The 26,860-nt window shown below is 61.1% G+C and carries 23 protein-coding genes and 6 tRNA genes; 9 read left to right on the top strand and 20 right to left on the bottom strand.

Going from position 1 to position 26,860, the window contains the following annotated elements:
- Window positions 1-204: 204 nt before the first annotated feature.
- Both GOQ25_RS05025 and GOQ25_RS05020 read left to right on the top strand, forming a co-directional pair.
- On the top strand, window positions 205-708 hold the full coding sequence (locus GOQ25_RS05025; protein WP_160349345.1) for a peroxiredoxin: 504 nt from the start codon (window positions 205-207) through the stop codon (window positions 706-708).
- Window positions 709-770: 62 nt separating this feature from the next.
- Window positions 771-2,174: an MFS transporter gene (locus GOQ25_RS05020; protein WP_160349344.1), complete on the top strand. Its 1,404-nt coding sequence runs from the start codon at window positions 771-773 to the stop codon at window positions 2,172-2,174.
- Window positions 2,175-2,187: 13 nt separating this feature from the next.
- Here GOQ25_RS05020 and GOQ25_RS05015 read toward each other — a convergent pair whose 3' ends face one another.
- The 3 genes from GOQ25_RS05015 to GOQ25_RS05005 form a co-directional block, all read right to left on the bottom strand.
- Entirely contained in the window at window positions 2,188-3,063 is an 876-nt protein-coding gene (locus tag GOQ25_RS05015) for a CoA ester lyase (protein ID WP_160349343.1), read from the bottom strand.
- 99 nt (window positions 3,064-3,162) lie between these two features.
- Complete coding sequence (locus GOQ25_RS05010) at window positions 3,163-4,350, bottom strand: CaiB/BaiF CoA-transferase family protein (protein WP_160349342.1); 1,188 nt, start codon at window positions 4,348-4,350, stop codon at window positions 3,163-3,165.
- 101 nt (window positions 4,351-4,451) lie between these two features.
- Window positions 4,452-5,423: a tripartite tricarboxylate transporter substrate binding protein gene (locus GOQ25_RS05005; RefSeq protein WP_160349341.1), complete on the bottom strand. Its 972-nt coding sequence runs from the start codon at window positions 5,421-5,423 to the stop codon at window positions 4,452-4,454.
- 118 nt (window positions 5,424-5,541) lie between these two features.
- Between GOQ25_RS05005 and GOQ25_RS05000 the strand changes: the two genes are divergently transcribed.
- From GOQ25_RS05000 to GOQ25_RS04985, 4 genes are all read left to right on the top strand, one after another.
- Window positions 5,542-6,432 carry a LysR family transcriptional regulator gene (locus GOQ25_RS05000; protein ID WP_160349340.1) on the top strand — a complete coding sequence of 297 codons (891 nt, stop codon included), beginning with the start codon at window positions 5,542-5,544 and terminating at the stop codon, window positions 6,430-6,432.
- 106 nt (window positions 6,433-6,538) lie between these two features.
- Complete coding sequence (locus GOQ25_RS04995) at window positions 6,539-6,901, top strand: cupin domain-containing protein (protein ID WP_160349339.1); 363 nt, start codon at window positions 6,539-6,541, stop codon at window positions 6,899-6,901.
- A gap of 153 nt (window positions 6,902-7,054) precedes the next feature.
- Entirely contained in the window at window positions 7,055-8,056 is a 1,002-nt protein-coding gene (locus GOQ25_RS04990) for a tripartite tricarboxylate transporter substrate binding protein BugE (protein ID WP_160349338.1), read from the top strand.
- 19 nt (window positions 8,057-8,075) lie between these two features.
- On the top strand, window positions 8,076-8,678 hold the full coding sequence (locus GOQ25_RS04985) for a cupin domain-containing protein (RefSeq protein ID WP_160349337.1): 603 nt from the start codon (window positions 8,076-8,078) through the stop codon (window positions 8,676-8,678).
- Window positions 8,679-8,766: 88 nt separating this feature from the next.
- Here GOQ25_RS04985 and GOQ25_RS04980 read toward each other — a convergent pair whose 3' ends face one another.
- The 12 genes from GOQ25_RS04980 to miaB all read right to left on the bottom strand — a co-directional run bounded on the left by GOQ25_RS04980 (window position 8,767) and on the right by miaB (window position 16,332).
- Window positions 8,767-9,726, bottom strand: coding sequence for an alpha/beta hydrolase (locus GOQ25_RS04980; protein WP_160349336.1), 960 nt, complete (start codon window positions 9,724-9,726; stop codon window positions 8,767-8,769).
- A gap of 158 nt (window positions 9,727-9,884) precedes the next feature.
- Window positions 9,885-9,961: transfer RNA gene (locus tag GOQ25_RS04975), tRNA-Asp, on the bottom strand.
- Window positions 9,962-9,997: 36 nt separating this feature from the next.
- Window positions 9,998-10,073, bottom strand: a tRNA-Glu gene (locus GOQ25_RS04970).
- Between the two features lie 14 nt (window positions 10,074-10,087).
- Window positions 10,088-10,163: transfer RNA gene (locus tag GOQ25_RS04965), tRNA-Ala, on the bottom strand.
- A gap of 54 nt (window positions 10,164-10,217) precedes the next feature.
- Window positions 10,218-10,294: transfer RNA gene (locus tag GOQ25_RS04960), tRNA-Asp, on the bottom strand.
- Window positions 10,295-10,331: 37 nt separating this feature from the next.
- A tRNA-Glu gene (locus GOQ25_RS04955) sits at window positions 10,332-10,407 on the bottom strand.
- A 33-nt stretch (window positions 10,408-10,440) separates the two neighbouring features.
- A tRNA-Ala gene (locus GOQ25_RS04950) sits at window positions 10,441-10,516 on the bottom strand.
- Window positions 10,517-10,645: 129 nt separating this feature from the next.
- Window positions 10,646-12,283 (bottom strand): apolipoprotein N-acyltransferase, encoded by a 1,638-nt coding sequence (lnt, locus tag GOQ25_RS04945; protein ID WP_370519890.1) that lies wholly within the window; start codon window positions 12,281-12,283, stop codon window positions 10,646-10,648.
- Between the two features lie 37 nt (window positions 12,284-12,320).
- Window positions 12,321-13,223: an HlyC/CorC family transporter gene (locus GOQ25_RS04940; RefSeq protein WP_160349334.1), complete on the bottom strand. Its 903-nt coding sequence runs from the start codon at window positions 13,221-13,223 to the stop codon at window positions 12,321-12,323.
- 69 nt (window positions 13,224-13,292) lie between these two features.
- Window positions 13,293-13,775 carry an rRNA maturation RNase YbeY gene (gene ybeY / locus GOQ25_RS04935; RefSeq protein ID WP_160349333.1) on the bottom strand — a complete coding sequence of 161 codons (483 nt, stop codon included), beginning with the start codon at window positions 13,773-13,775 and terminating at the stop codon, window positions 13,293-13,295.
- A 41-nt stretch (window positions 13,776-13,816) separates the two neighbouring features.
- Window positions 13,817-14,836 (bottom strand): PhoH family protein, encoded by a 1,020-nt coding sequence (locus GOQ25_RS04930; RefSeq protein WP_160349332.1) that lies wholly within the window; start codon window positions 14,834-14,836, stop codon window positions 13,817-13,819.
- Window positions 14,833-16,332 carry a tRNA (N6-isopentenyl adenosine(37)-C2)-methylthiotransferase MiaB gene (gene miaB, locus GOQ25_RS04925; RefSeq protein WP_160349331.1) on the bottom strand — a complete coding sequence of 500 codons (1,500 nt, stop codon included), beginning with the start codon at window positions 16,330-16,332 and terminating at the stop codon, window positions 14,833-14,835. Before miaB ends, GOQ25_RS04930 begins: the two co-directional genes overlap by 4 nt.
- A gap of 150 nt (window positions 16,333-16,482) precedes the next feature.
- On the opposite strand from miaB, the gene GOQ25_RS04920 reads away from it, so the two are divergent.
- Both GOQ25_RS04920 and GOQ25_RS04915 read left to right on the top strand, forming a co-directional pair.
- The gene (locus tag GOQ25_RS04920) at window positions 16,483-17,259 is read left to right on the top strand and encodes a phosphatase PAP2 family protein (RefSeq protein ID WP_160349330.1); all 777 of its coding nucleotides are present in this window, start codon (window positions 16,483-16,485) and stop codon (window positions 17,257-17,259) included.
- A gap of 146 nt (window positions 17,260-17,405) precedes the next feature.
- Window positions 17,406-19,562, top strand: coding sequence for a hypothetical protein (locus GOQ25_RS04915; RefSeq protein ID WP_160349329.1), 2,157 nt, complete (start codon window positions 17,406-17,408; stop codon window positions 19,560-19,562).
- Window positions 19,563-19,636: 74 nt separating this feature from the next.
- Here GOQ25_RS04915 and secF read toward each other — a convergent pair whose 3' ends face one another.
- The 5 genes from secF to queA form a co-directional block, all read right to left on the bottom strand.
- Window positions 19,637-20,569, bottom strand: a complete 933-nt coding sequence (secF, locus tag GOQ25_RS04910; protein ID WP_160349328.1) for a protein translocase subunit SecF — start codon at window positions 20,567-20,569, stop codon at window positions 19,637-19,639.
- 51 nt (window positions 20,570-20,620) lie between these two features.
- Complete coding sequence (gene secD / locus GOQ25_RS04905) at window positions 20,621-22,504, bottom strand: protein translocase subunit SecD (protein ID WP_160349327.1); 1,884 nt, start codon at window positions 22,502-22,504, stop codon at window positions 20,621-20,623.
- Window positions 22,505-22,570: 66 nt separating this feature from the next.
- Complete coding sequence (gene yajC / locus GOQ25_RS04900; RefSeq protein WP_160349326.1) at window positions 22,571-22,915, bottom strand: preprotein translocase subunit YajC; 345 nt, start codon at window positions 22,913-22,915, stop codon at window positions 22,571-22,573.
- A gap of 113 nt (window positions 22,916-23,028) precedes the next feature.
- Complete coding sequence (gene tgt / locus GOQ25_RS04895) at window positions 23,029-24,165, bottom strand: tRNA guanosine(34) transglycosylase Tgt (RefSeq protein ID WP_160349325.1); 1,137 nt, start codon at window positions 24,163-24,165, stop codon at window positions 23,029-23,031.
- 4 nt (window positions 24,166-24,169) lie between these two features.
- Complete coding sequence (queA, locus tag GOQ25_RS04890) at window positions 24,170-25,222, bottom strand: tRNA preQ1(34) S-adenosylmethionine ribosyltransferase-isomerase QueA (protein ID WP_160349324.1); 1,053 nt, start codon at window positions 25,220-25,222, stop codon at window positions 24,170-24,172.
- Window positions 25,223-25,472: 250 nt separating this feature from the next.
- Here queA and dacB point away from each other — a divergent pair, with 250 nt between their 5' ends.
- On the top strand, window positions 25,473-26,819 hold the full coding sequence (dacB, locus tag GOQ25_RS04885) for a D-alanyl-D-alanine carboxypeptidase/D-alanyl-D-alanine-endopeptidase (protein WP_236844489.1): 1,347 nt from the start codon (window positions 25,473-25,475) through the stop codon (window positions 26,817-26,819).
- The last annotated feature ends 41 nt before the right edge of the window (window positions 26,820-26,860 follow it).

The raw sequence follows: 26,860 nt of genomic DNA, 5'->3' as shown, positions 1-26,860 counted from the left end.
GTCGAGGCGCGCGAGCCGGGGGCGCGGCGCGATAACCCTTCACCATTCAGGGTCATGATGCGGCGTCCTGAAAGGTGTTGCGTAGGGATCTCGCCGTTGGGCTGAAATTGTCCCAGGATCCCTCAAGCTCTTGGGTTAGCACTATGATGAGGGCTGGCGGAGCGATGGTCGCTCCGCATTTTTGCGTCCACCTGGAGAGAATGTATGACGATCAAAGTCGGCGATCGCGTGCCCGATGGCACCCTGACCGAGTTTTTTGAAACCGAGGGCAATGGCTGTTCCGTGGGCCCCAATGCGTTTCAGGTCGCAGACCTGGTCAAGGGCAAGACGATTGCCGTGTTCGCCGTGCCTGGCGCCTTTACCCCGACTTGCTCGGCCAAGCATCTGCCCGGCTATGTCGAGCAGGCGCAAGCCCTCAAAGACAAGGGCGTGGATGAAATCTGGTGCGTGGCCGTCAATGATGCGTTCGTAATGGGCGCCTGGGGCCGCGAGCAAAAGACCGCCGGTAAAGTGCGCATGATGGCCGATGGTTCCGCGCTATGGACGCGTGCCCTGGGCCTGGAGCTGGATCTGATCGCGCGCGGTATGGGCGTGCGTTCGCAGCGCTATTCGGCGCTCTTGAAAGACGGCGTCGTTACCCAATTGAATATCGAAGAAGCCGGCAAATTCGAAGTCAGCGACGCAGCCACCCTGCTGTCGCAGATTTAATGCCGTGATAGTCAACGGCGTGGCGCCACAAGCGCCGCGCCGTATGCGTTTGGTTTGTTCTCATGTTGACCACCATCTCCTCCTTTTCGTCGCTCTATGTGGCGACGCTGCTGATGCTCATCGGCACCGGCCTGTTCAATACTTATATGGGCCTGAAGCTGACTGCCGAGTCCGTCAGCGAAATCTGGGTCGGCGCGCTGATTGCCGGCTATTACCTGGGGCTGGTGTGCGGTGCCCGGATGGGGCACAAACTTATCATCCGCGTGGGCCATATCCGCGCGTTCGTCGCGTGCGCGGCGATATCCACCTGCATGATTCTCGCGCAGATGGTGGTCGATTCGATGCCGGTCTGGCTGTTGTTTCGCCTGGTGTCCGGAATCGTGATGGTGACCGAGCTGATGGTCATCGAAAGCTGGCTGAACGAACAAACCGAAAACCACCAGCGCGGGCGTGTGTTTTCCGTCTACATGGTGGTGTCGGGCCTGGGCACGGTGCTGGGCCAGTTGATTCTGAGCGCGTATACGACCCTGGACCAGCAGCCGCTGGTGGTCGTGGCGGCATGCCTGACCTTGTGCCTCGTGCCCATCGCGCTGACGGCCCGTTCTCACCCGCCCACGCCCGTGCCGGCACCGCTGGATATCCGATTCTTTCGCCAGCGCGTACCGTTGTCTTTGACCGTGATCTTCATTGCGGGGAATTTGTCCGGCGCCTTCTATGGTCTGGCGCCCGTGTTCGCTTCCAAATACGGCATGAGCACGGCCGAATCGGCGCTCTTTGTCGCGGCGGGCGTCACCGCCGGGTTGTTATCGCAATGGCCCATGGGCTGGTTGTCCGATCGGATCAACCGCGCGGGCCTGATTCGTTTCAACGCCATGATCCTGGTGGTGCTGCCCGCTTTGCTATGGGGGTGGCTTGAGCTGCCGTTCTGGGCGTTGGTGTTGTTGTCCTGCGTGTTTGGCGTCTTGCAGTTCACTTTGTATCCGCTGGGCGCGGCATTCGCCAATGACCACGTGGAATCCGAACGGCGCGTGAGCCTGAGCGCGATTTTGCTGATGACCTATGGCGTGGGCGCATGTTTGGGGCCGATGATCGCCGGCATCCTGATGTCTGCGGTCAGCCCCAACATGTATTACATCTTTGTCTCGGTATGCGCGCTGGTGCTGGTGGCCTTCGTCCGTCCGGCCAAGGTGACGGGGGCGCATCAGGTGGACGAGGCGCCCACGCATTTCGTTCCCATGCCGGACAGCTTGCAGAGTTCTCCTGCGGCGGTGACGCTGGATCCGCGGGTCGATATCGAAGCTGATGCCGGGATGGAAATGGTATCGCCAGAGCCCGATGTGGTGCAGGCGCCGGTGTCCGTGGACGATGGCCATGCCGGCGGCGAAGTCGCCATGGTCGAAGACGTCGCCGCGCTGGGCGAGGAACAGAGCCTGGAAGAGGAGCAGCAGCGCGCCGCCAGCGTTTAACTCAACGCAACGCTCAGAGCCCGAACGCCTCGCCTTTTTCCACCACGCGCTGCGCCTGTTTCACCACGGGCGCGTCGACCATGCGGCCTTCGAACGTGCAGGCCCAGCGGCCCCGGGCTTTTTCTTCCTCGAACACTTTGATCAGTCGGCGCGCGCGATCCACGGCCTCGGCGGAAGGTGCGAACGCCGCATTGGCGGCTGGCACTTGGCTGGGATGGATGCAGAACGCGCCCTCGAAACCCAGTGCGGCGGCCCGCTCGACGGTTTTCTGAAACGCCTCGCGGTCGGCGAAATCCGCGACCGAGCCCACGAATCCGACAGGCGCAATGCCCGCGCGACGGCACGCGGCAACCGCCATGACGTTGGGGACGTACAGCGAATCCGGCGTCACCGCCATCTGCAGCGACACCGCCAGATCCTCGGCGCCGATGATCATGGCGCAGACACGAGGATGCGCGGCCGCGATCTCGTTCATATTGTGCAGGCCCTCGGCGTCTTCGACCATGACGATCAGCCGCGTATGGCCGGGCGTCATGCCGCGTTCGATTTCGACTTCCTCGATGATCTCTGCCACCGAGCGCACGAAACCCGCGTCGGGCACCTTGGGCAAGGTCAGCGCATGCACATGAGGGCCTACGCTGGCTTCGATGTCGCGCACCAGATGGCGCCACGGGCGATTCACGCGCACGATGACGTCCTTGCCCTGCTCGTGACACTGTTTAGAGACTTCCGCCACGCGCGCGCGCGCTTGGGCTTTCAGGTCCAGCGCGACGCTGTCTTCCAAGTCGAGCTGGATGGCGTCGGCTGGCTGCTTCAGCCCGCTTTGAATGAAGCGATCGTTGGTGATGGGAACAAACAGCATGGATCGCCATGCAAAGACCTGCTTCATGGTGCGTCTTCCTTAGAAAGAGAGGATTGAGTTTACGTGAGCCGGACGGCGGGCAGACCTGCGCCACCTGTCTGGAAAGCGCCGCCCGCGCGTATTCGTTCAGTCCAGCGACACGCTTTCCAATTCGGCCAGAATGTCCGCCGTATGCTCGCCCAAGGCCGGAGCAGGGCGGCGCAGCGCGCCTGGGCTGCCCGACAGGCGCGGAATAATATTGTGCATGGGCACACTGCCCATATCCGCATCAGGCACATGCACGATTGCTTCGCGTCCGGTCACATACGGGTGATCGATCAGGTCAGCCACCGAATACACCGGGCCCGCCGTCACACCGGCACGCTCGAACAACGCAAGGTTTTCTTCTTGCGTGCGCTGTGCCACGAATGACTGGATGATCTCATCGAGCTCGTCCTTGTTCTGCACACGCGCATCGTTGTTTTCAAAACGCGGATCGGTTTTGAGCTCGGGGCGGCCGATCGTGTCGAATATGCGCATCGCCATGGATTGCATCGATCCCGACATGGCGATGTGCTGGCCGTCCTTGCACAGGTAGACATTGCGCGGCGCCGTATGGGCCGATTGATTGCCCGAGCGCATCGTGGGCGTACCGGTCGCCTGGAATTTGGCGGCCTCGGAAGAAATCAGCGAGAAAATCGGTTCGAACAACGACAGGTCCACCACTTGGCCTACACCGGTTTTCTCGGCGGAACGCAATGCCGTCAGCACGCCCGCCGCACCATAAATGCCGGCCACCATGTCGGCCATGGCCAGCGGAGGCAACGCGGGCGGTTTGTCCGGAAAGCCGTTCAAATGGGCGTAGCCCGACATCGCTTCCACCAAGGTGCCAAAGCCGGGTTTGTGGCTATACGGTCCGGTCTGGCCCCAGCCCGAGACGCGTGTGATGACCAGCGCCGGGTTCAACTTGTGCAGCTCGTCGGGCGACAGGCCCATTTTTTCCAGGCCGCCGGGGACGAAGTTTTCGATCAATATGTGCGAGCACTTGATCAGCTTTTTCAGCTGAGTCATCCCCGTGTCCGACTTGATGTCCAAGGTCAAAGACCGTTTGTTGCGGCCATAGACCTTCCAGTAAACCGCCTGCCCACCTTCGCGCCAGTGGCGCAGGTCATCTCCGCGCTCGGGGCGTTCCACCTTGATGACATCCGCGCCAAAGTCGGCCAGATATAAGGACAGCATATTGCCGGCGACCAGACGCGACAGATCGACGACACGTATGTCTTTCAGCGGACCATCATGTTCGGGAGTGAAGGCGTGGGTAGTAGCAGTGTGCATGCGATTTGCAGATGTAGCAGGGGGGAATGTCGCGCGCCGGATTCCAGCCAATGTGGAAAGAAGGGGACGCGCGACGGTGTTGCGGAATGGAGAATACGGACTCAGTTCAACTGCGCGCCCGTGGACTTGACAATGTTGCCCCACAGCTCCAGATCGGCTTGCTGGCGCTTCGCGAGCTGCTCCGGATTATCGTTGAGCATCTCAACGCCCAGCTCGGCGTATTTCTTCTTCACGTCCGGGTCGGCCAGTACATCCTGAGTAGCCTTGTACAGGGTGTCGATGACGTCTTTAGGGGTGTTCTTGGGCACATACATGGCGATCCATAGTTCGCCGGCAAAGCCCGGGATTTGTTCGCCGATCGCGGGCACATCGGGCAGCGCGGGGTTGCGATCCTTGGTGCTCACACCCAATGCGCGCAGCTTGCCGGATTTGATCGTACCGATCGAGGAAGGCAGGCTGGCAAAGATCATCGGCACCTGACCGCCCAGCACATCGGTCATCGCCGGCGCCACCCCACGATAGGGAATATGCTGAAGCTTCAAGCCGCCTTTTTCATCCAGCATCGCGCCTAGCAGATGGTTCAGCGTGCCGTTGCCGGCCGAGGCATACTGATATTTGCCGGGATTGGCCTTTATGACCTTGATGAACTCTTCCAGCGTATTGGCGGGAAACGAGGGGTGAACAATCAACACGTTTGGTACGGTACCCACTGCCGCCACCGGTGCAAAGTCCTTGACGGGATCAAAGCCCGGATCCTTGTACAGCGCCGGGTTAATCGCCTGCGCGCTGCTAACCGTGAACAGCACGGTATAACCATCAGGCGCCTCACGCGCCGTCTGAGCAGTACCAATATTGCCGCCCGCGCCTGGCTTGTTCTGCACCACGAAGGGCTGGCCGAGCTTTTGTGCCAGTTTGTCGGATATCAGGCGCGCCACGATATCGTTGGTGCCGCCCGGTGATTGCGGCACGATCACGGTGACGGGCTTGTCAGGATAAGCAGCATGGGCGCCTGCGCCCCCCAGACTGAAAGTTGCTGCGGCAACGGCCGAAATGGCCAGACGTTTGATAAACATGGTGGTTGTCCCCTCTAAAGTTATCCGGCTATTTTTGGACCGATTTTGTTATAGGTAAAATAGTATAAAAATATGGGTTGTATATATCTTTATATATGGCCGGGCGAGGGGACGATGCATGACATTGACGCAGTTGCGCTATTTCTTGGCCGTCATTCGTTGCGGCAGCATATCGGGCGCCGCGGCGCAGATTCATGTCGCGCAGCCGGCGATCTCGCAACGGCTGCGTCAGCTCGAGGATGAGCTCGGCCAAGTACTCTTTCACCGCCTGCCACGCGGTATTGAGCTAACGGCCGCCGGTCATCATCTCAAAGCCCACGCGGTGGAAATATTGCGCCGCGTCGATTCCGTCCACGATGATTTCAAATCCTCGGATGTCAATCCCAGAGGCCGCGTAACGTTGGCGATGTCCACGGCGGTCAATACCAAATTCTGCGTCGCGGTCCTGGAACAAGCAGCCAGTCTGTATCCCCATATTCGCCTGACGCTGACCGAACATATGAGCGGCACGCTGCTCGAATGGGCACAAAGCGGCCGCGTCGATCTGGCCGTGGTCTACGACGTACCGGGCAATACACCACTGGCAGTGCATCATCTGGGCGAGGAAGATTTATATCTGGTCTCCGACCCCGCGTTTAAACACACGCTATCGGACACCGTGTCGCTGGCGGATATCGCCGATCTGCCATTACTGTTGCCGGCGTTTCCCCAGACGCTGCGTCTGATGGTCGAGCGTACGTTCTCGGAAAATCTGGGCCGCGCGCCCACGGTCATGTTGGATGTGGATTCCACATACGCCATCAAAAAGCTCGTGTCCGCGGGTAAAGGTCAGAGCATCCTGTCGGCGCATTCCGTGGGCGATGAAATCGCTCATGGTGAGCTGGCGATCACACCAATCGTCGATCCCCCCATCACGCGCACAATCAATCTGGTGACCTATCCGCCACGCGCGGAGGATGCGGCGGTGCGCGCGGTACACCGGGTGGTGGAGGCGGTCCTGGCGTCATAGCTCACCTTTTCCACCGTTTTGACCTGCACGCATATCTCGAAGTCGGTAATAATCGGCGCGGCCAGTATCCAGCTAACCCGCGCTGGTCGCCACTCATGGAGTTTCTATGGCTGTTATACACGTTGCACAAACCGCTGACATCTCGGATATCGAGCCGATTGGCCCGGTTGGAAAACCGCTATCCGAACCGGCCTGCCAATTGCGCCTGCGCGAGTTCGATATCGCGGGCGCGTCATCACTGGGGCAGGGCATCTGGGAATGCTCACCCGGTAAGTTCCGCCGCGAGGTGAAATCGGCCGAGGTGATGCATATCTTGTCTGGCAAAGGCGTCTTTACATCCGACAGCGGCGAAGCCACCGCGTTCCAAGCCGGAGACACCATCATGATGTCGCCGCTGACCCAAGGCGTCTGGGAAATCCAGGAGACGGTACGCAAGGTCTACGTGCTACTGCCTGCCGCCGAGGCCTGATCGACAGGCGCGGCGGATTCGCCTCTTGCGTGTGACCACGAGGGCAACAAGCTGGGGCTATCCCGAATAGCGTGAAGTTTCGAAATTGGCGAAGGTTCGTTTTACGATTTTTCGATATATAGAAAAATTCCTTCACCCACTACGAGAAACCACATGCTCCGCTCCTTGTCTACCCGGTTTGCCCGCGCGCTCGCGCGCGTTGTACCTGCCGCGCTGGTATGCGTCAGCGCCACCGCATACGCTGATTATCCGGACCGTCCGGTGACTCTGGTCGTGCCTTTCCCCACCGGCGGAAATTCCGACATCGTGGGGCGTCAGATCGCCGAGAAAATCTCCACCAAGCTTGGTCAGCCGGTCATCGTCGAAAACCGTACTGGCGCGGGCGGCATGGTGGGTAATCAGGCCGTGGCGCGCGCCAAGCCCGACGGTTACACGATGCTGTTAGGCGGCATGTCGACCCAGGTGCTATTGGCCGGCACCGCGCCAGAGCTGCCCTACGATCCGGTCAATAGCTTTTCTTCGGTCGCACTGATCTCGAAAGTGCCGCTGGTGTTGGTGGTGCCCGCGACGTCGCCGGCCACCGATTTGAAGAGCTTTGCCGAATATCTGAAGAAGTCGCCCGGTAAGTACAACTTCAGCTCCGCCGGCACGGGCACGTCGGGCCACATCACGTCGCAATACTTCGCCAACGCCATCGGCGCGGACGTCGTGCACGTCCCTTATCGCGGCAGCTCTCCCGCCTTGGTGGACCTGGTCGAAGGCCGTAACGCCTATCTCGTCGATACGCCGCCCGTGGTCAAAGAACTGGTCAAGGGCGGCAAGATCCGTGCGCTGGCCGTGTTCAGCGAAAACCGCCTCGAGGAACTGCCCGATGTGCCCACCGTCGCCGAAGCCGGAATGGCCGATGTCGTCAAGCATATGCTGCAGCCCTGGCAAGGCATCTTTGTGCCTGCGGGCACACCTCCGGAAGTCGAGGCCAAGATTCACGATGCGGTGAACTCTGCCGTGACGGACCCGGAGTTCCAGGCCAAACTGCGCCAGCTGGGCCTGATCCCGATGCCCGGTACGCTGGCCGATGCCAAGCAACTCTTCGAAGTAGACTATGCGAACTGGTTGCCCATTCTCGACAACATGGGCTTGAAGCCCAAATCCTGAACCAGGCCACATCGCGCATATGACACAGGACGACACCGGCTCCATCGGACAGGCCATCCGTCGCATACGGAAGAACAAGCATATTTCGTTGCAGGCCTTGTCGTCCGCATCCGGGGTCGCCATAGGCATGTTGAGCCAGATCGAACGCGACCTGGGAAATCCTTCGTTAAAAACCCTGATGCGCATCCAGCAGGCGCTGGATGTGCCGTTGAGCGCATTGTTCGATGCGGATGGCGAGGCCGATGCCAAGATTTCGCAGGATGATCTGGCCCATCACGTGCGCCATGCAACATCCCGGCGTGCCGTGCAGTTTGGCACGCCGCTGATGACCAAAGAGATGCTCTCGCCGCCTGCCGGCCAGCGGTTGCAGTTCATGGTGTTGAACATCCAACCCGGTGGCACCTCCGGGCCTTCGCCCTTGAGCTATCCGGCAGAAAAGGGCGGCTTGGTGCTAGAAGGCGCGTTCGAATTGACGCTGGCAGGCAAGGTCTTGCAGCTGCGCGCGGGTGATAGCTTTCAATTCGATGGAGCGACACCGCATACCTTCAGTAATCCGTACGAGGAGCCGGCCAGCCTGATGTGGATCATCGCCCACGAGCCGGCCGCCGGCCGGCACCTGTGATCGTGAGCGTGCGACCAGCGCTACGTGAGTAAAGCGAATCGCGAACGAGTTGCCATCGCTGCGCAGGCTCGCAAATTCTGTGAAATCGTCACCAGCGTTGCGCGGGCTCGGGCAGATTCAATGCCTCGCGCAATGCATCGCATAGCGCTTGGAATTCGGATTCTGCGACTTCGCTGAATCGACGTGCACGCAGGAATCCATGGATCATTCCCTTGCCGACACGTGTCTGCGCATCGGTCCCGGCCGCCCTCAGCTTTTCTGCATAACGCAAGCCATCGTCCAGCAAGGGGTCATGATCGGCCAACAGCATAAACGCAGGCGGCAGGCGCGAATGATCCGCCGCACGCATAGGTAGCGCATACCCATCCTGCGTGCTCAAATCGTTTTCCAGGAACGCATTCAACGCGAACGTCATCGCATCCCGCGTCAGGAATGCGTCTTCTGTGTTGTTCAGATAGCTGGGCGTATCCAGGTCGGCATCCAGCGTCGGGTAAATCAACGCTTGCATACGCAGCGCCGGTCCGTTCTTGTCTCGCGCCATCAATGCGCATGCCGCTGCAAGGTTGCCGCCCGCGCTGTCGCCCGCCACCGCGATACGCTCGGGATCGACATTGAGCAGTTCGGCCTCTTCCAGTGCCCAGCACAAAGCATCATAGGCATCCTGTGTGGGCGCGGGGTAGGGGTTCTCGGGTGCGCGCCGGTAATGCACGCTCAACACCTGCGCGCCGGTATTGCATGCCAGGCTCGCGGTGATGAAATCATGTCCCTGCGGGCTTCCGGCGACAAAACTGCCGCCATGCAGATAGACAATCGTGGGCAGCGGGCCGGAGCGCTTCGGGCGGTAGATACGCACCGGGATTTCATAACCCGGTTTAACGATATAGGTGTCCGAAACTTCGAGAAACGCCGGGTAGGGCTCGCGCACCAAGGCGGCATACTGATCCGCTCGCGTGCGGCGTTGGCTGAGCGTGATCTTCAATCCCGCCATGTTGCCCAGCGTCTGCCGTGCTTGTTCTACATATGCCTGAATGCCTGAATCGTATGCCATCGCGCCGCGTCGTCCATTGAGGTAAGGTCCCGGTAACTATAGCGAAAATTTTCTGTTTAAAGAAAAATTTATGGTGGCTACTGGCTACTGAGACAGAAGGCAGACAGCAGGCGAAAAAAAAAGCACTTACGAGGTAAGTGCTTTTTTTCGGAATTATTTGGCGGAGCGGACGGGGCTCGAACCCGCGACCCCCGGCGTGACAGGCCGGTATTCTAACCAACTGAACTACCGCTCCGCAGCGGTATTACATTTACTGCAACCAACTAAAAGTTGGCGTCCCCTAGGGGATTCGAACCCCTGTACTCACCGTGAAAGGGTGATGTCCTAGGCCTCTAGACGAAGGGGACTCGGACTACAAAACTGGTGGAGGTAAGCGGGATCGAACCGCTGACCTCTTGCATGCCATGCAAGCGCTCTCCCAGCTGAGCTATACCCCCAAACTTCCGTTACTGCGAAGGGCCAGCGGCATTAGCGCGCTGGCCCTAGAATTTTGGCGGAGCGGACGGGGCTCGAACCCGCGACCCCCGGCGTGACAGGCCGGTATTCTAACCAACTGAACTACCGCTCCGCAGCGGTACTACATTTACTGCAACCAACTAAAAAGTTGGCGTCCCCTAGGGGATTCGAACCCCTGTACTCACCGTGAAAGGGTGATGTCCTAGGCCTCTAGACGAAGGGGACTTGGACTAACTGTACTGCAACTTCGCTTTCGACTGGTGGAGGTAAGCGGGATCGAACCGCTGACCTCTTGCATGCCATGCAAGCGCTCTCCCAGCTGAGCTATACCCCCGTTTTCGCTAAAACAAGGCTGCAATTTGGAGGTGTTAACTCTGTCGTTGCGGCGTTTGTTTAGTGCCGTTGGCGAAGAAACGAGATTATGCACGAGTTTTTTTTCGTGTGCAAGTCAATGGCGGAAAATTTATAAATTTCTTTGCCTGCGACGTGCGATCCCCGCCACGACGAGGATCAAAGCCAGTATGCCCAGCACCGGTTTGTCGCCCCAATGCGCATAGGGCGTGAGGCCAGTCATGCCTTGCACGGAGACGGGCAGGATACCCGCCTGGTGCGGGGGCAGCTGTGCCGCCACCTGGCCTTGAGCGTCGATGGCGGCGGTAATGCCGGTGTTCGTCGCGGCCAGCATCGGACGTGCCGTTTCCAGCGTACGCAGACGGCCGATCTGCAGATGCTGGCGCAGCGCCCAGGTGTTGCCGAACCAGCCTAGATTGCTCACATTGGCCAGAATCGTGGCTCCGGGCTCGCCATTGTCGCTGGGATGCAGCGCGGGCAGCAGCTCGATGCCGAACAGGTCCTCGTAGCAGATGTTGAACGCCACATATTGATCGCCCACATGAAAGGGCGGCTGGCGCTCGGCACCGCGGTCGAAATCCCCCAAGGGGATATTAAGCATGTCGATAAACCAGCGGAATCCGGGAGGCACGTATTCGCCCCAAGGTACAAGGTGCTGCTTGTCGTAACGCAGCGCGGGCGTGCCCGAACGTAGCTGCTCCAGCGGCGTTTCCGCCGTAAACCCAATCACGCTATTGGTAAAGCTGTCACGCCCATCCGCGCCGCGCGTACGTAATGGCACGCCCATCGCGATAACCGCCGAGTGCCGCTCGGCAATGCTGCGCCAGGCTTGCCAGATCGCGGGATCGAGCCGGTCCTGAAAGATGGGCAGGACGGTTTCAGGCAGGATGATCAGTTGCGCCGCGGGCGTGGGTAGTGCGGCCAATTCCAGGTGGCGCTGAATGCCAGATTCCAACAGCTGGGGATCGAACTTCTGTGATTGTTCGACATTGCCTTGCACCAGGCGTACCCGCAGCGGCTCGCCCGTGGGGCGCGACCACGTGATACTCGCCAGGGGCCAGCCCGCCAACACCAGCAGCAGCGCAAGCGCACAAACCAGATTGCGCGGCACATCGGGGCGGTCTGTTTTCAGACTCTGAGGGCGCCATAACCCGGCCAGTGCCGCCGCGGCAAAGGCTGCAAAAAACGCCATGCCATGCACGCCCAGCACCGGCGCCCATCCTGCAATCGGACTATCGACATGCGCATACCCGATATTCAGCCATGGGAACCCGGTCAGCACCGTGGCCCGCAACCATTCCAGCAATCCCCACGCCGCTGCAAAGCAGAGCGGCGCCATCAACAGGCGAGGCCACGACGAGGGTGCGTCTTCACCACTGGGCAGGGGCGGATTCAGCCATCGCGCGATCGCACATGCGACTGCGGGAAAGAGCGCCAGAAAAGCCGCCAACGCCAACACACCCGCCACCGCCAATGGCGCGGCCAGGCCGCCATAGTGATGCAGGCTGACGAAGATCCAGTACAACCCCAACGAATAGCTGGCGAAATTGAATACCCACCCCCGCAGAAACGCCGTCGCGACACGAGGCGCCTCCAAGGAGGTATACGCCAGACAAGAGAGCGTGAGGATTTCGACGAGCGCGAGCGACCACACCGGCAGCGGTCCCGGCGCAAACGTCATGGCATGCACGGCGCCCGCCGCGACCAAACCCACAAGAGCCCAGCGAGGGGCGCGGCCAAACGTCATCAGAGGCTCCGAACGGCCTCGCCGCAAAGGCGAGTCACGATCAAGTGTTGGAAGATGCGCCGTTATCGGCGCCATTGGCGTGCGCGGCCGGGTTACGCTTGGCGCGCAACCACAAAGCCCGGCGGGCGTCCGCGCGGATGACTTCGATCACGATGTCGCCATGCGTGGCGCTGTCGCCGCGGCGCGGGATGCGCCCGAGTTGGCCACCCACCCATCCGCCAACGCTGTCATATTCGTCGTCGGGCAGATCGGTTTGGAAGGCTTCGTTGAAGTGACTGATCTCTGTGGCAGCCATCAGGCGCCATTGGTTCTCGCCCTCGGGGAAGATGCTTTGTTCGTCTTCCTCGTCGAATTCGTCTTCGATGTCGCCGACGATCTGCTCGAGGACATCTTCCATAGTGACCAGGCCGGAGATGCCACCATGTTCGTCAATCACAATCGCCAGATGGTTGTGGCTGGCGCGGAACTCGCGCAGCAACACGTTCAGGCGCTTGGTTTCAGGAATGAACACGGCCGGGCGTACCAGCGAACGCAGCTCGATGCTCGGATCCAGCATGCTGCGCAGCAGATCCTTGGCGAGCAAAATACCGATGATGTTGTCGCGATCGTCTTCGTAGACGGGAAAGCGGGAGTGGCCGGCGTCGATTATCAGGGCCACCAATTGCGGCACCGACAGCGACACGTCGAGCAAATCCATGCGCGAACGCGGCACCATGATGTCGGCAACGGTACGCTCGGACACGGCCAGCGCGCCCTTGATCATGCCATAGGCTTCAACATCGAGCAGGTGCCGGTCATGCGCGGCATCCAGGACGGCTTTAATGCCTTCGCGGTCCTCGGGCTCGCGTCGTCGCACGAGCGCCAGCATGCGGTCTAACAGGGATTTAGTGGGCTTGGGCGCGCGCGACGCGTGCGCCTCGGTAGTAGGGTAAGGGTCGGACATCGTCCCGTCGGACAAGTTAAAGATGCTTCAGGATAACCGAATTCGGTCGGAAATTTGTATACCTCGCCCTCAGGCGTAGGGATCGGCGATGCGCATGTCGGCCAGAATGGCCGTCTCCAGCGACTCCATGCGCTTCGCGTCGCGGGCGTTGAGGTGGTCGTAGCCCAGCGCGTGAAGCACGCCGTGTATGGTCAGGTGCGCCGCGTGATCGAGCAGCGTTTTGCCTTGCTCGCGCGCCTCGCGTACCAGCACCGGCACGCAGATGACGATGTCGCCGCGCGCCGTTCCGAGCGGGTCGGTGCCGTATTCGAAGGTCAGCACGTTAGTCGCATAGTCTTTTTCGCGATAGGCGCGGTTCAATTTACGGCCTTCGGCTTGCCCGACCAGACGCAGGCTGAATTCAGCGCGCGCACAGTCGATCAGGCCGTCACGAGCAGCGCCGTCCAAGGCGCGGCGTGCCCAGCGGCGCAGCCGCCAGCGAGGCAGGCGTGGCTCGGCGACACCGTACTGCACGGAAAGGGAAAGTTCGGGAAGGGCAGGTTCAGCGTTCATGAATAAAAATGGGCAGGGCGCGGCGGCATGCCGATCCTGACTTAAGACTCTTCAGCCGCGCGGTCGTAGGCATCGACGATACGGGCCACCAAGGGATGGCGCACGACGTCACGGCTGGTAAAGCGCGTGGTCGCGATGCCCTGCACGTCTTCCAGCACACCGACGGCGTGCGCGAGGCCGCTTTGCTGGCCGCGCGGCAAATCCACCTGCGACGGATCGCCGGTAATGACGGCCTTGCTGCCGAAGCCGATACGCGTGAGGAACATCTTCATCTGTTCCGGCGTGGTGTTTTGGGCTTCGTCCAAAATCACGAAAGCGTGGTTCAGCGTACGGCCGCGCATATAGGCCAACGGGGCGATCTCGATGGTTTGTTTCTCGAACAGGCGCTGGACCTTGTCAAAGCCCATCAGGTCGTAGAGCGCGTCGTAAAGCGGACGCAGATACGGGTCGACCTTTTGCGCCAGATCGCCGGGCAGAAAACCCAGGCGTTCACCGGCCTCGACGGCCGGGCGGGTCAACACAAGGCGCTGCACGGAATCGCGTTCCATCGCGTCGATGGCGCAAGCGACGGCCAGCCAGGTTTTGCCGGTGCCGGCCGGGCCGATGCCGAACGTGATGTCGTGCTTGAGGATATTTTCCAGGTATTCGCGCTGGCGCGGCGTGCGGGGACGCAGGTCGCTGCGGCGGGTACGCAGGGCGATGTGGCCTTCTTCGGCCGTCGTCGGCAAGGCGTTGGGTTCAATGCCGCGTGGATCCACGGGAGCGGCTTCGCTGCGGCCCACGCCCATTTCCACCAAACCCAGCTGAATATCATCCACCGACAGCGCGCGATGCACGGCCTGATCGTGAAAACGCTGCAAGGCGCGTCCGGCCAGCTCGGCGCGTTCGCCTTCCAGCGTGATGCGATTGCCGCGGCGCGACAGCGTCACGCCCATGCCGTCGGCCAACTGACGCAGGTTTTCGTCCAACGGGCCACAGAGGTTGGCCAGATGGGTGTTATCGCCCTCGAGATTGACGATGGTCGGCATGGTGCGTCGGGTGCGGCTACGAGGATTCGTCATGCGATGCCTTGTTCAGTGGCGTGCCGGGCGGCAAGCGCCGTGGCATCGAGGTCCACGCCGTCGACATCGGCGACGCGGGCGCGGAGAGAGTTCGGATACGCCTCGGTGATGATGACATCCACCATCTGGCCGATCAGCCGTGACGGCGCCGGGAAATTCACGATCCGGTTGTTCTCGGTGCGGCCCATCAGTTCGTTCGGGTCGCGGCGCGACGGGCCTTCGACCAGCAGACGCTGGCGCGTGCCCACCATGGATCGCGCGATCTCGGCGGCTTGCTGGTTGATCAGGGCCTGCAACTGTTGCAGGCGGCGCAATTTCACCTCTTGGGGGGTGTCGTCGTGCAGATCAGCAGCCGGCGTGCCCGGGCGGCGCGAATAGACAAAAGAGAATGAGGTATCGAAGCCGACGTCTTCAATGAGCTTCATCGTTTTCTGGAAATCTTCCTCGGTCTCGCCGGGGAAACCCACGATGAAATCGGAAGACAGGGTCAGCCCGGGCCGCGCGGCGCGCAGGCGGCGCACGACGGACTTGAATTCCAGGGCGGTGTAGCCGCGCTTCATGGCCGCCAGCACACGGTCGCTGCCAGCCTGCACGGGCAGGTGCAGGAACGACACCAATTTAGGCAGACGCGCGTAGGCGTCCACCATGCGTTGCGTCATTTCCTTGGGGTGCGAGGTCGTGTAGCGGATACGCTCGATGCCGGGGATTTCGTGCACATACTCTAGCAGCATGGCGAAATCCGCGATTTCGCCGGTATCGCCCATCGGTCCGCGATAAGCGTTGACGTTCTGGCCTAGCAGCGTGACTTCCTTGACACCCTGGTCGGCCAGATCGGCGACTTCAACCAGCACGTCATCAAACGGGCGGGACACTTCCGCGCCACGCGTATAGGGCACGACACAAAAGCTGCAGTATTTGCTGCAACCTTCCATGATCGAGACAAAGGCCGAAGCGCCATCGACGCGCGGCGGGGGCAGGGCATCGAATTTCTCGATCTCGGGAAAGCTGATGTCCACCTGCGACTTGCCCGAGGCACGGCGGCGCTGGATCAGCTCCGGCAGGCGGTGCAGCGTTTGCGGGCCAAACACCACGTCCACATAGGGCGCGCGCTTGACGATGGCTTCGCCTTCCTGGCTAGCCACACAGCCGCCTACGCCGATGACGAGGTTGGGGTTGATCTTTTTCAGATGCTGGACGCGGCCCAGATCGGAAAACACCTTTTCCTGCGCTTTCTCGCGCACCGAACAGGTATTGAACAAGATGACATCGGCTTGCTCGGGATCGTTCGTGATCTCGAGGCCCTGGTCGCCGCGCAGCACATCGGCCATCTTGTCCGAGTCGTACTCGTTCATCTGACAGCCAAAGGTACGGATGTAGAGCTTGCGTACACCAGAGGATGCGGCGGAATCGGCGTCTTGCGCGGCGGCTGCCGTCGGCGTGGCGGAGAGGGTAGGCGACGCGGGCGCGCCGGCACGTTTGAGTGTGGTTTCTTGCATGATGTGCGCCGTGACGGGTGTAGATCCCGGGGGCGATGAGCGAAGGAAAGCGGGCATTTTACCGCGTAGGGCAAATCCGGTCTTGGTTTCGCCGGAATTGGCGATTACCATGTCGCCCTCGCGCCCGGCTCGCCATTTCCTTTGCCTTTCATGACGTCTCCTCAAGACTTGCTCCCCGATCCTACGCCGCAGGCTTCCGCGGGGGCTTCGGCGGTTCCGGATACCGCTTCGGTTCCTCTGGCCACCGACACCCCTATTGCGCCGCGGCCCTATGGTGGTGCGGTATTAGTGGCGTGCCTCGCGCTCGCATTGCTGATGATGAGCCGATGGATCGATCAGCCGCTGACGCTGGCGATCCAACAGCATGTTTCGGACGGGGTGAATAAGGTCTTCGACAAGATCGGTAACCTGGGCGATAGCGAGTTCTATATCCTCGCGGCGTTGGCGGTTTACGTGGTGTCGCTGATCGGCCTGCGTCGTGGATGGGCGTGTCCGCTGCGCGCGGGCTTTGATCGCATGGCGCGCGGCGCCGTCTTGGTCGTGGGCAGCATGGCTGTCGGCGGCCTCATTACCCTGGTGTTGAAAAAGGTGGTGGCCCGCACGCGCCCCGAGGTGTTGATCGAAGACGGCTGGCACGGCCTGGTCGCGCCATTTACGCGGGGCAATGACTACAACTCCTTTCCGTCGAGCCACACGCTGACGGCCTTCGCGGTTGCCGCGGCGATTGGCGAAATTGCCCCGCGCTGGCGCATTCCGGCGCTTTTGATTGCGGCGCTGGTGGCCATCAGCCGCGTGATAAATCGCGATCATTATCTGTCTGACGTGACAGCCGCGGCAGCCATAGGCATTCTGGTCGCGCATTACCTCGCGCCGTACGTGCTGGACTCGAGCCGGCGTTGGATGATTCTGCCACGCGGCAGACGGTAGGCGTCGCAGCGCCTCAGTTTCGCTCACGCCGGGCGGCGGCACCCGCGCGGCAAGGTGGAACTCGTACGGCTTCAGTGTTACCCAAGATGGCGATCGACAGGCCAGGTGGTCTGTTTATGTCTAACCTACGCACGGGGTGCAGCACTATGAAGCCGATCTCTTCTCTCTCTTCCAACTCGATTTCCGGTGCTGTCATCGAAGGAGTAAGTCCGGATCCAACTGGGTTATCCCGCAATTCGCACGCTGCCCTGGAGCAGGCATTGACGCGGGGCGACTTGACTGAATTCCGAACTATTTCGGCACAGTACCCCGAGGCTTGCGGCAATGCCGTGTTCGACAATGGTCAGAACATGCTGCATCTGGCCATCGCTTCGCAGAATTATGAGATCGCCCACGACATTGTCGACCGCTACCCAGAATGGAAGGCGGATCTCGTTAATGTCCGCGATGACCACGGCCAGACGCCATTGATGTACGTGTGCCAAGGCACCGAGGATGATGACAATCTGGTCGGAAAGTTGATGAGCGTCGGTGTCAGCGAGGATCTGATCGGGCCGGTGACGGCTGCGGCGCGCAAGGGTCACGAGAACATTATTGATGAGCTGCAAATTGCGGGCGCGGATCTCACCTGGGCTTTGCTGGGGTTGTGCGACGCCAGCATTCCTGCGGAAGAAATCGAGCGCGGTATGAATTGCTTGCTCGCCGGCGGCGCCATCATCCAGGACGCCATGAGCGACGTCGCTCTCGCCGGCAACCATCTTTTGACCGCGGCCTTGCAATTACGCGGGGCCAGCGGCTCAGACGCGATCTTGACCTACGCGTCGCATGGCATGCTAGACGAGAAACTGCTCACGACCCTGCTTCGGGCTGGCTCGGACCTCCCGACGGCGTTTATCGAACTGGTGCGGCAGGGCGATTTAGCTCAAGCGCAACAGTTACAAACAGTCGGGCGGCGGGTCATGACTGATGATGCCCACCCGCGCGCCGCGTTGCATTTTGCCGTAGTGCGGCTCCTCGAAAGTGGGGATACGGCCAGCCTACGCAAAATCCAACCATTACTCCTTGGTCAAAAATTCGCTGTCATAGATTGGAAGGACATGGTCCATCGGTTCGACGCCAGCGCTCTGAAAGAACTGCTGTCGCTGGGATTGGAAGTGCCGAAGGACGATTTGAAGACGCTATTGATACTCTCACAGGTTGGGTCCATTAAAAAATTGCTGCAGGCCGGCGTGCCTGCGTCCGATTTCATCAAGGCCGCCGGTCATAAACTGACACCAGATGAGCTCATCATGCTGAAAGCAGCGGGCGTTGATCTGTCAGAGCATGGCTTATCCATCCCCTCGGATCGGTTCGCCAGGAAGGAGCAATTCCAGGCACTCCGTGGTGACGACCAGCTGCAGGTCATAGCTCAATGCGTATCGCGAAATGCGATCGGCCTGATCGCGTACTTGCTTACGGCAGCGAAGGACCCGCAGGACATGTTGAGGCAGGCGGCGAGCCGCCCGGACGGTGCGAATATGTGTTACCACCTGCTTCATTCCGATTTGGTGGAGCCCGGGTCGCTGTTGGTGGAATTCGTCAAGTCAGATCAGGTGGACGCTGCTAAAGCGTTGCTTAGCGGTATGCTGCGTGCCAGCATGCGGTTGGGCGACAGCGGTTGTGCACCTCTGCTGTTCCAGCTTCTGCGCGACGGCGATCATGAGCTGGTCAAAAAATTCATTCCTGCCGTGATAACCGGTGCCGCGGCGCTTGCCGAGGCTGCCAGCAGAAATGCCATGGACGTCGTCGAGGGGCTGATTGCGCAGGGTGCCGACGTCTCGGGTGCGATAGGCGTGCTGATGGCGGCCAAGCAAGCCGAGGCCGCTGGCAGGATCATGAGCCTCGATGTCGCGGTTGACCTCAAGCGCGCGGGAATGTGGATGTTCGACTCCCACATTACGAACGATTTTGCCGAGGTGCTCCGCCTCAATGGCATAGACTTGACAGACGTAATGCTCCTGGCCGCTAAAGAGGAGCACTCCGGAATCACATACAGGATGAATCGCGACCATCCATCGATATTGGTCGAGGCCTTGTCTCGCGTCGCCACGGATCCGGATCTGTCTGTGCGGGGTAAAAAAGACATGGTCCGTGCGTTGAGCAACAACCGGAAGTCGATCGATCACGCCTTGCTGGCGCTGGCGCACGATCCGACGAAAACCGCGGCGCTGGCGCAGTTACTGACTTTAGGCATAGGGAGCGACAGGGCGCGGCAGCAGGCGCTAGCGTTGGCAGCACAGCGATTCGAAGCTTCACGCTCTTAGGGGTGTCGCGCAAAAGTAAAGGCGCCGCGGCTTTGCTGCGGCGCCTTTTTTGTGCGCTATCTAGCCAGATAGAATCAGACGACCTCGACTTCGCCCTCTTTCTTGACCGGCTTGACCAGATCCTCGCGCTTGACGCCCATCCACATTGCCAATGCGGCTGCCACGAAGACCGAGGAGTAAATACCAAACCAAATCCCGATCGTCAGCGCCAGTGCGAAGTAGTGCAGCGACGGGCCGCCGAAAAACAGCATGGCCAGCACCATCATCTGCGTCGAACCGTGGGTGATGATGGTTCGCGAAATGGTTTGCGTAATGGCGCTGTTGATCACTTCTTGCACGCTGGCCTTGCGATACTTGCGGAAGTTCTCGCGGATCCGGTCCATGATCACGACCGATTCGTTGACCGAGTAGCCCAGCACTGCCAAGACGCCCGCCAGCACCGACAGGGAAAATTCCCACTGGAAGAAGGCGAAAAAGCCCAGAATGATGACCACGTCGTGCAGGTTGGCAATCACACCGGCGACCGCGAACTTCCATTCGAATCGGAAGCCCAGATAGACCATGATGCCGATCACCACGAACAGCAACGCCATCAGGCCGTTGTGCAGCAGCTCCTGACCGACTTGCGGGCCTACGAATTCGACGCGCCGCAGCTCGGCTGAGGGATCAGCTGCCTTGAGCGCGCCCATGACAGCCTCGCTCTGCGTGGCCGAGGTCTGGCCTTCGGTCACCGGCAAGCGGATCATCACGTCGCGCGAGGTGCCAAAGTTCTGCACCTGAAAATCGCTATAGCCCAGTTCCGACACCGCCGAGCGCACATTGTCGAGCTGCGCGGTTTGCGCGTAGCTGACCTCCATCACCGTACCGCCGGTGAATTCGATCGACAGGTGAAAGCCGCGAGTAATGATGAAAAACACCGCCGCGATGAACGTCACCAGACTGATGATGTTCAGCACCAGCGCATGGCGCATGAACGGGATGGTGCGATGGATACGGAAAAATTCCATGTTTCGCCTTGATTCTTATCGATGTCGGGCGGCCTGAGCCGCCCGCACAGGTCAGTGTTTCTGCTCGGGTTTCCAGACAGTGCCGATCGACAGGCTGGTGAGCTTTTTCTTGCGGCCGTACCACAAGTTAGCCAGCGCGCGCACGCCGACCACCGATGAGAACATCGAAGTCAGAATACCCAGGCAGTGCACCACGGCGAAGCCGCGAATCGGACCGGAACCAAACGCCAGCAGCGCCACGCCCACGATCAGGGTGGTGAGATTCGAGTCCAGAATCGTGCCCCACGCCCGTTCGAAACCGTGATGAATCGCCTGCTGCGGCGTGGCGCCGTTGCGCAGTTCTTCACGAATCCGCTCGTTGATGAGCACGTTCGAGTCAATCGCCATACCGAGCGTCAGCGCGATAGCGGCGATACCCGGCAGCGTCAGCGTCGCCTGCAGCATCGACAACAGCGCCAATAGCAGCAACACGTTCATCGTCAGGCCGATGGCCGAGAAAACCCCGAACAAGTGGTAGTACAGAACGATGAACACGACGATGGCCAGGAAGCCATACAGCGTGGAGTCAAAGCCCTTTTCGATGTTTTCCGCGCCCAGGCTGGGGCCGATGGTGCGCTCTTCGATGATGGACATCGGGGCGGCCAAGGCGCCCGCGCGCAGCAGTAGCGCCGTGTCGGCGGCTTGCTCGGCCGTCATGCTGCCGGAAATCTGCACTTGGCCACCGGCGATCTCGCTGCGGATGACCGGGGCCGTGACGACTTCGCCCTTGCCGTTTTCGAACAGCAAGATGGCCATGCGCTTGCCCACGTTATCGCGCGTGATGTCGCGGAAAATACGCGCGCCCTTGCCATCCAGGGTCAGGTGCACGGCGGCTTGCTGGGTTTGCGAGTCGCGGCCCGGCTGGGCGTCCTGCAGGTTTTCACCCGTGAGCACGACCTGGCGGCGCACCAGAATGGGACGGCCATCGCGGTCGTTGTAACGCTCCAGGCCAAACGGCACGGTGCCGCCCATCAATGCCGATTGCGCCGCGGGCGAGTCGTCCACCATGCGGATTTCCAGGGTGGCGGTCCGGCCCAGCAGTTCCTTGGCCTTGGCCACGTCTTGCACGCCCGGCAACTGGACAATGATGCGATCCGAGCCTTGCTGCTGGATCACCGGTTCAGCCACGCCCAGCTCGTTGATCCGGTTGTGCAAGGTGTTGATGTTCTGCTTGAGCGCCGATTCTTGCACGCGGGCCACGGCGGTGGGGCTCAGCATGCCGGTCAGCGTAAAGCGATTGTTTTCCTCGCCGGTCGTGAACTCCAGGTCAACGAGCCGGCCGCGCAATGCGCTCTCGGCACGATCACGCTCGCCGGCGGTGGCAAACGTGGCAACGACGGAGTCGCCCACGCGCTCGACGCCTTGCGCCGGTATTTTTTGATCCCGCAGCGTGGTGCGCACGTCGGCGGCCAGCGAGTCGTAGCGGGCTTGCAGCGCGCCCTGCATATCGACTTGCAGTAGGAAGTGCACGCCGCCACGCAAATCCAGACCCAGGTACATCGGCTTGGGCTCGAACCACCCCAGCGCGCGCATCCACGGCGGCGAAGCGGGCAGCAGGTTAAGCGCCACGGTGTATTGCGGGTCGTCCTGATTCGGGTTCAACGACCGATCGAGCAGGTCACGCGCCTGGAGCTGAATATCGGTCGACGCGAAGCGGGCGCGTATCGTGCCCAGCGTGCCGTTTTGTTCGTAATAGACGCTCTCGGGCGCAATATGGCCGGCAGTCAGAATCTGGTCGATCCGGCCGAGCATGGCTTCGTCGACTTTGATCGTGGCCTTGGCGCTCGACACCTGCACGGCGGGAGACTCGCCGTAGAAATTGGGCAGGGTATAAAGCAGGCCGATAATGACCGCGACCAGCACCGTGATGTACTTCCAGAGAGGATAGCGGTTCATTGGCAGCTAGTTCATGCGAGGTAACGGAAAACGGCCCCCTGGAACACAGGGGGCCGGGTCAGACACTTACAGGGACTTGATAGTTCCCTTGGGCAGCACGGTCGAGACCGAGGTTTTCTGCACCAGGATTTCCACGGGCTTGTCGGCCAGTTCGGCGACTTCCAGCGTGAGGTAGGTGTCGGTCACCTTGGAGACTTTGCCCAACAGGCCGCCAGCGGTGAGGACTTCGTCGCCCTTGGCCAGGTTGGCAACCAGGTTGCGGTGTTCTTTCTGACGCTTCATCTGCGGACGGATCATCAAGAAATAGAGGATCACGAACATCAGCACGATGGGCAGCATGCCCATCAGCGCGCCACCCCCTTCGGGGGCAGCCTGGGCCAGAATGACGCCGGCGGTATCGAGAACGGACATGGAAAATCTCCTGATTGAATGGTTCGGGTCGAATTATGAAAGGTTGTTGTAGGCGCCCGTCCCCCGCGCGAGCCTTGGACCGGGCAAGCCGACTATTGTAGCGAGGTTATTCGCTAATCGATCCCACGTGCCCGGTCAGCCGCAAATTTGGCACGCCAGGCATCGAACGTCCCACTGGCGATGGCTTCGCGCATCTCGCCCATGATGGTCAAATAGAAGTGCAAATTGTGCAGCGTGTTCAGACGCGCGCCAGTGATTTCATTGGCGCGCTGCAGGTGATGCAAATAGGCCCGCGAGAAATGCTGGCAGGTGTGGCAGCTGCAGCTGGGGTCCAGCGGCCGCGTGTCGTCGCGGTATTTGGCGTTGCGAATCTTCACGTCGCCGTAGCGGGTGAATAGCCAGCCGTTACGGGCGTTGCGGGTCGGCATGACGCAGTCGAACATGTCCACGCCACGCGAGACACCTTCGACCAGATCCTCGGGTGTGCCCACGCCCATCAGATAACGCGGGGCGTGCTGGGGCAGACGCGGCGTGACATGCGCCAGGATACGCATCATGTCTTCCTTGGGTTCGCCCACCGACAGGCCGCCGATCGCGTAGCCATGAAAGCCGATATCCGTCAGACCCGCCAGCGATTCGTCACGCAGGGACTCGTACATGCCGCCCTGCACGATGCCAAACAGCGCGTTCGGGTTTTCCAGCCGGTCGAATTCATCGCGCGAGCGGCGGGCCCAGCGCAGCGACATACGCATTGAACGCGCGGCCTCCTCGGTCGTGGCCGGGCGGCCTTCGATCTGATAGGGCGTGCATTCATCGAACACCATGACGATGTCCGAGTTCAGCGAGCGCTGAATGCGCATGGATTCCTCGGGCGTCAGAAACAACTTGGCACCGTCAATGGGCGAGGCGAATTTCACGCCTTCCTCGGTGATCTTGCGCATGCCTTGCAGGCTAAAGACCTGGAACCCGCCCGAGTCGGTCAGAATCGGCTTGTCCCACTGCATAAAGCCATGCAGGCCGCCATGGCGCTCCATGATCTCGGTGCCCGGGCGCAGCCACAGATGGAACGTGTTACCCAGTACGATTTGCGAGCCGACTTCTTTCAGCTCGTGCGGCAGCATGGCCTTGACGCTGCCATAGGTGCCTACCGGCATGAAGATGGGTGTTTCGACCACGCCATGGTTCAGCGTTATGCGGCCGCGGCGCGCCTGGCCGTCGGTGGCCAGCAGTTCAAAATTCAGTCCAGTCATGAGATCAGGCAGCAGGGGATTCGATAAACATCGCATCGCCGTAGCTAAAGAAGCGATAGCGTTCGGCGACTGCGTGCGCATAGGCGCGGCGGATCGGTTCGATACCCGCCAGCGCCGACACCAGCATCAAGAGCGTCGATTGCGGCAGGTGGAAGTTGGTGACCAGGGCATCCACCACGCGGTACTGATAGCCGGGCGTGATGAACAGCCGGGTGTCTCCTTGAATCGGCGTCAGGGGCGCATCCGGGCCGGCGGGATTCTGCGCGGCCGCCGATTCCAGCGCGCGCACGCTGGTCGTGCCGACCGCGATGATGCGGCCGCCACGGGCGCGCGTCCGGGCGATGGCGTCGATCACCGGTTGACTGACGGTGTACCACTCCGCGTGCATGATGTGGTCGGAAATGTTCTCGACCCGCACCGGCTGGAACGTGCCCGCGCCTACGTGCAGGGTGACGAATGCGCGCTCCACGCCCAGCTGGGCCAGGCGTTCCAGCATGGGTTCATCAAAATGCAGGCCGGCGGTCGGCGCCGCTACCGCGCCCGGCTCGCGGGCGTAAACCGTTTGGTAGCGATCTTCGTCCGTGGCGTCGGCCGCGTGTGTGATGTAAGGCGGCAGGGGTGTCGCGCCGTGGGCGTCGAGTAAATTCAGGACCGGTTCGGGAAAGCGTAGATCGAACAACTCTCCCGCACGGCCCAGCACCGTGACGTCAAACGCATCGGCCAGGCGCAGCGTCGTGCCGGGCCCAGGTGATTTGCTCGCCCGCACGTGCGCGAGCGCTCGGTTCGGTTCCACGATGCGTTCGACCAGGACTTCTATCTTGCCGCCAGTGGCTTTCTGCCCGGTCAATCGGGCCTTGATCACGCGGGTATCGTTAAACACCAGCAGATCGCCGGCGCGCAGCAAACTGGCCAGATCCGGGAACTGGCGGTCATGCAGCGCGCCTTGCGGATCCAGATGCAAGAGACGGCTGCCGGCGCGCTGCGCCGCGGGCGTCTGAGCGATCAGCTCGGGCGGCAGGTGGTAATCAAAGTCGGAAACGGTAAAAGTGGTGGACACGCGAGGACATTCAGGTAAGGCGCCAGGACGCCGCCCGACTAAGCAGGGCGGAGGGCGCGGATTGGGGCATATTGTATCGGCAGGTTGAGTATGCTTGCGGTTTCGATCTTATTCGTATCGCGGCGGGCAAAGCATGACAAGTTGGATCAGCCAGAGCAGAAAGCGCATCACCCGATGGATGGGGGCGGGCGTAGTGCTATTCGCGAGTTTCGCGGCGATAGTTCCAGGGTTTGCGCGCGCCCAGGATGCGATGCCCGCCGAGCTCGCCAGCACCTGGAAGGCATCAGGCTTGCCCGACTCCGCGCTATCGGTCGTCGTGCAGGAACTCGGTGGCCCGCGCCTGATGGCAATCAACGCCGACGAGCCGCGCAATCCGGCCTCGGTCATGAAACTGGTCACCACCTGGGCGGCGCTGTCTGAGCTGGGCCCGAATTACATCTGGCGCACCGACTTTCTGATCGAGCCCGGCGACCGCTATAACACCGATGGCGTGCTCAAAGGGCCGCTTTACCTGCGTGCGGGCGGCGATCCGTATTTGATGATGAAAGACCTGTGGGTCCTTTTACGCGAGCTGCGTTTGCGCGGCGTGAAGACGATCAACGATCTGGTGGTCGATCGCAGTATTTTTGGCGACGTGGCCATCGATCCCGGCGCTTTCGATGGCGCGGGGGATCGCGCCTATAACGCCAGCCCGGACGCGTTCATGGTGGGCTTTGGCGCGCTGCGCTTGCTCTTCGCCCCGGACCCTGTCGCGCAAAAATGGATTCCCGTCATCGATCCTCCCTTGCCGGGGTTGCGGCTGGAAGGACAGGTGAATTGGAGTACCGCACGCTGCCCGGGGCCCCCTGCGGTCACGACCGAGCCGGTGTTGACCCAGCAGGGCGTCACGATCCGTTTAGGAGGCACCGTCGCGGGATCCTGTGGCGAATTCAGCCTGTATCGCCTGGCGCTGTCGCAACCCGAACTCGCCGAAGCGCTGTTTCGCCTGCTGTGGCGCGAACTGGGTGGCTCGTTCACCGGCAAGGTCCGCGCGGGCAAGGTGCCGGCCGATGCGGTCGTGCTCGCCTCGCATGAATCCCCGCCTCTGACCGAAGCGATCCGCCAGATCAACAAGCAAAGCAACAATGTTATGGCGCGCACGGTGCTGCTCACGCTGGGCGCCGAGCGCGGCGCTCGACCCGCCACGCCGCAGACCAGCGAAATCGTCGCCAAGTCGGTGCTGGCGTCGCAGGGCTTAAGCATGCCGGAACTGATTCTGGATAATGGTTCCGGCCTGTCGCGCAATGGCCAGGTGTCGGCGCAAAGTCTGGCCTCGATGCTGACGGCCGCATGGCAGTCTCCGTTGATGCCCGAATTCATGTCCTCGCTCGCAATCGCCGGGATCGACGGCACGATGCGCCGCCGCCTGCGCGACGATGGAACCTTGGGCATGGCGCATTTGAAAACGGGTTCGCTGCGCGACGTGCGAGCGGTAGCCGGCTATGTACAGGGCGCCAGTGGCAAGCGCTACGTCGTGGTCAGCATGGTCAATGATCCCAAGGCAGCGGCGGTCCGGGCGTTTAACGATGCGCTGATCGGTTGGTTGACGTCGAAATAGCCGACACAGTGGCTGTACTTGCCGCTGCCCGCGAATCGTAC

It is taken from the genome of Bordetella sp. 15P40C-2 (genome assembly GCF_009763235.1).
Classification (GTDB): Bacteria; Pseudomonadota; Gammaproteobacteria; order Burkholderiales; family Burkholderiaceae_B; genus Bordetella_A.
Note: the sequence above shows the minus strand (reverse complement) of the source record. Positions and strands in the feature narration are given on the sequence as shown.

Bases quoted from the DNA above. Each gene is read 5' to 3' on its own strand.
- GOQ25_RS05025 (WP_160349345.1), top strand. From the start codon at position 205: ATGACGATCAAAGTCGGCGATCGCGTGCCCGATGGCACCCTGACCGAG.
- GOQ25_RS05020 (WP_160349344.1), top strand. From the start codon at position 771: ATGTTGACCACCATCTCCTCCTTTTCGTCGCTCTATGTGGCGACGCTG.
- GOQ25_RS05015 (WP_160349343.1), bottom strand. From the start codon at position 3,063: ATGAAGCAGGTCTTTGCATGGCGATCCATGCTGTTTGTTCCCATCACC.
- GOQ25_RS05010 (WP_160349342.1), bottom strand. From the start codon at position 4,350: ATGCACACTGCTACTACCCACGCCTTCACTCCCGAACATGATGGTCCG.
- GOQ25_RS05005 (WP_160349341.1), bottom strand. From the start codon at position 5,423: ATGTTTATCAAACGTCTGGCCATTTCGGCCGTTGCCGCAGCAACTTTC.
- GOQ25_RS05000 (WP_160349340.1), top strand. From the start codon at position 5,542: ATGACATTGACGCAGTTGCGCTATTTCTTGGCCGTCATTCGTTGCGGC.
- GOQ25_RS04995 (WP_160349339.1), top strand. From the start codon at position 6,539: ATGGCTGTTATACACGTTGCACAAACCGCTGACATCTCGGATATCGAG.
- GOQ25_RS04990 (WP_160349338.1), top strand. From the start codon at position 7,055: ATGCTCCGCTCCTTGTCTACCCGGTTTGCCCGCGCGCTCGCGCGCGTT.
- GOQ25_RS04985 (WP_160349337.1), top strand. From the start codon at position 8,076: ATGACACAGGACGACACCGGCTCCATCGGACAGGCCATCCGTCGCATA.
- GOQ25_RS04980 (WP_160349336.1), bottom strand. From the start codon at position 9,726: ATGGCATACGATTCAGGCATTCAGGCATATGTAGAACAAGCACGGCAG.
- GOQ25_RS04940 (WP_160349334.1), bottom strand. From the start codon at position 13,223: ATGTCCGACCCTTACCCTACTACCGAGGCGCACGCGTCGCGCGCGCCC.
- ybeY (WP_160349333.1), bottom strand. From the start codon at position 13,775: ATGAACGCTGAACCTGCCCTTCCCGAACTTTCCCTTTCCGTGCAGTAC.
- GOQ25_RS04930 (WP_160349332.1), bottom strand. From the start codon at position 14,836: ATGACGAATCCTCGTAGCCGCACCCGACGCACCATGCCGACCATCGTC.
- miaB (WP_160349331.1), bottom strand. From the start codon at position 16,332: ATGCAAGAAACCACACTCAAACGTGCCGGCGCGCCCGCGTCGCCTACC.
- GOQ25_RS04920 (WP_160349330.1), top strand. From the start codon at position 16,483: ATGACGTCTCCTCAAGACTTGCTCCCCGATCCTACGCCGCAGGCTTCC.
- GOQ25_RS04915 (WP_160349329.1), top strand. From the start codon at position 17,406: ATGAAGCCGATCTCTTCTCTCTCTTCCAACTCGATTTCCGGTGCTGTC.
- secF (WP_160349328.1), bottom strand. From the start codon at position 20,569: ATGGAATTTTTCCGTATCCATCGCACCATCCCGTTCATGCGCCATGCG.
- secD (WP_160349327.1), bottom strand. From the start codon at position 22,504: ATGAACCGCTATCCTCTCTGGAAGTACATCACGGTGCTGGTCGCGGTC.
- yajC (WP_160349326.1), bottom strand. From the start codon at position 22,915: ATGTCCGTTCTCGATACCGCCGGCGTCATTCTGGCCCAGGCTGCCCCC.
- tgt (WP_160349325.1), bottom strand. From the start codon at position 24,165: ATGACTGGACTGAATTTTGAACTGCTGGCCACCGACGGCCAGGCGCGC.
- dacB (WP_236844489.1), top strand. From the start codon at position 25,473: ATGCCCGCCGAGCTCGCCAGCACCTGGAAGGCATCAGGCTTGCCCGAC.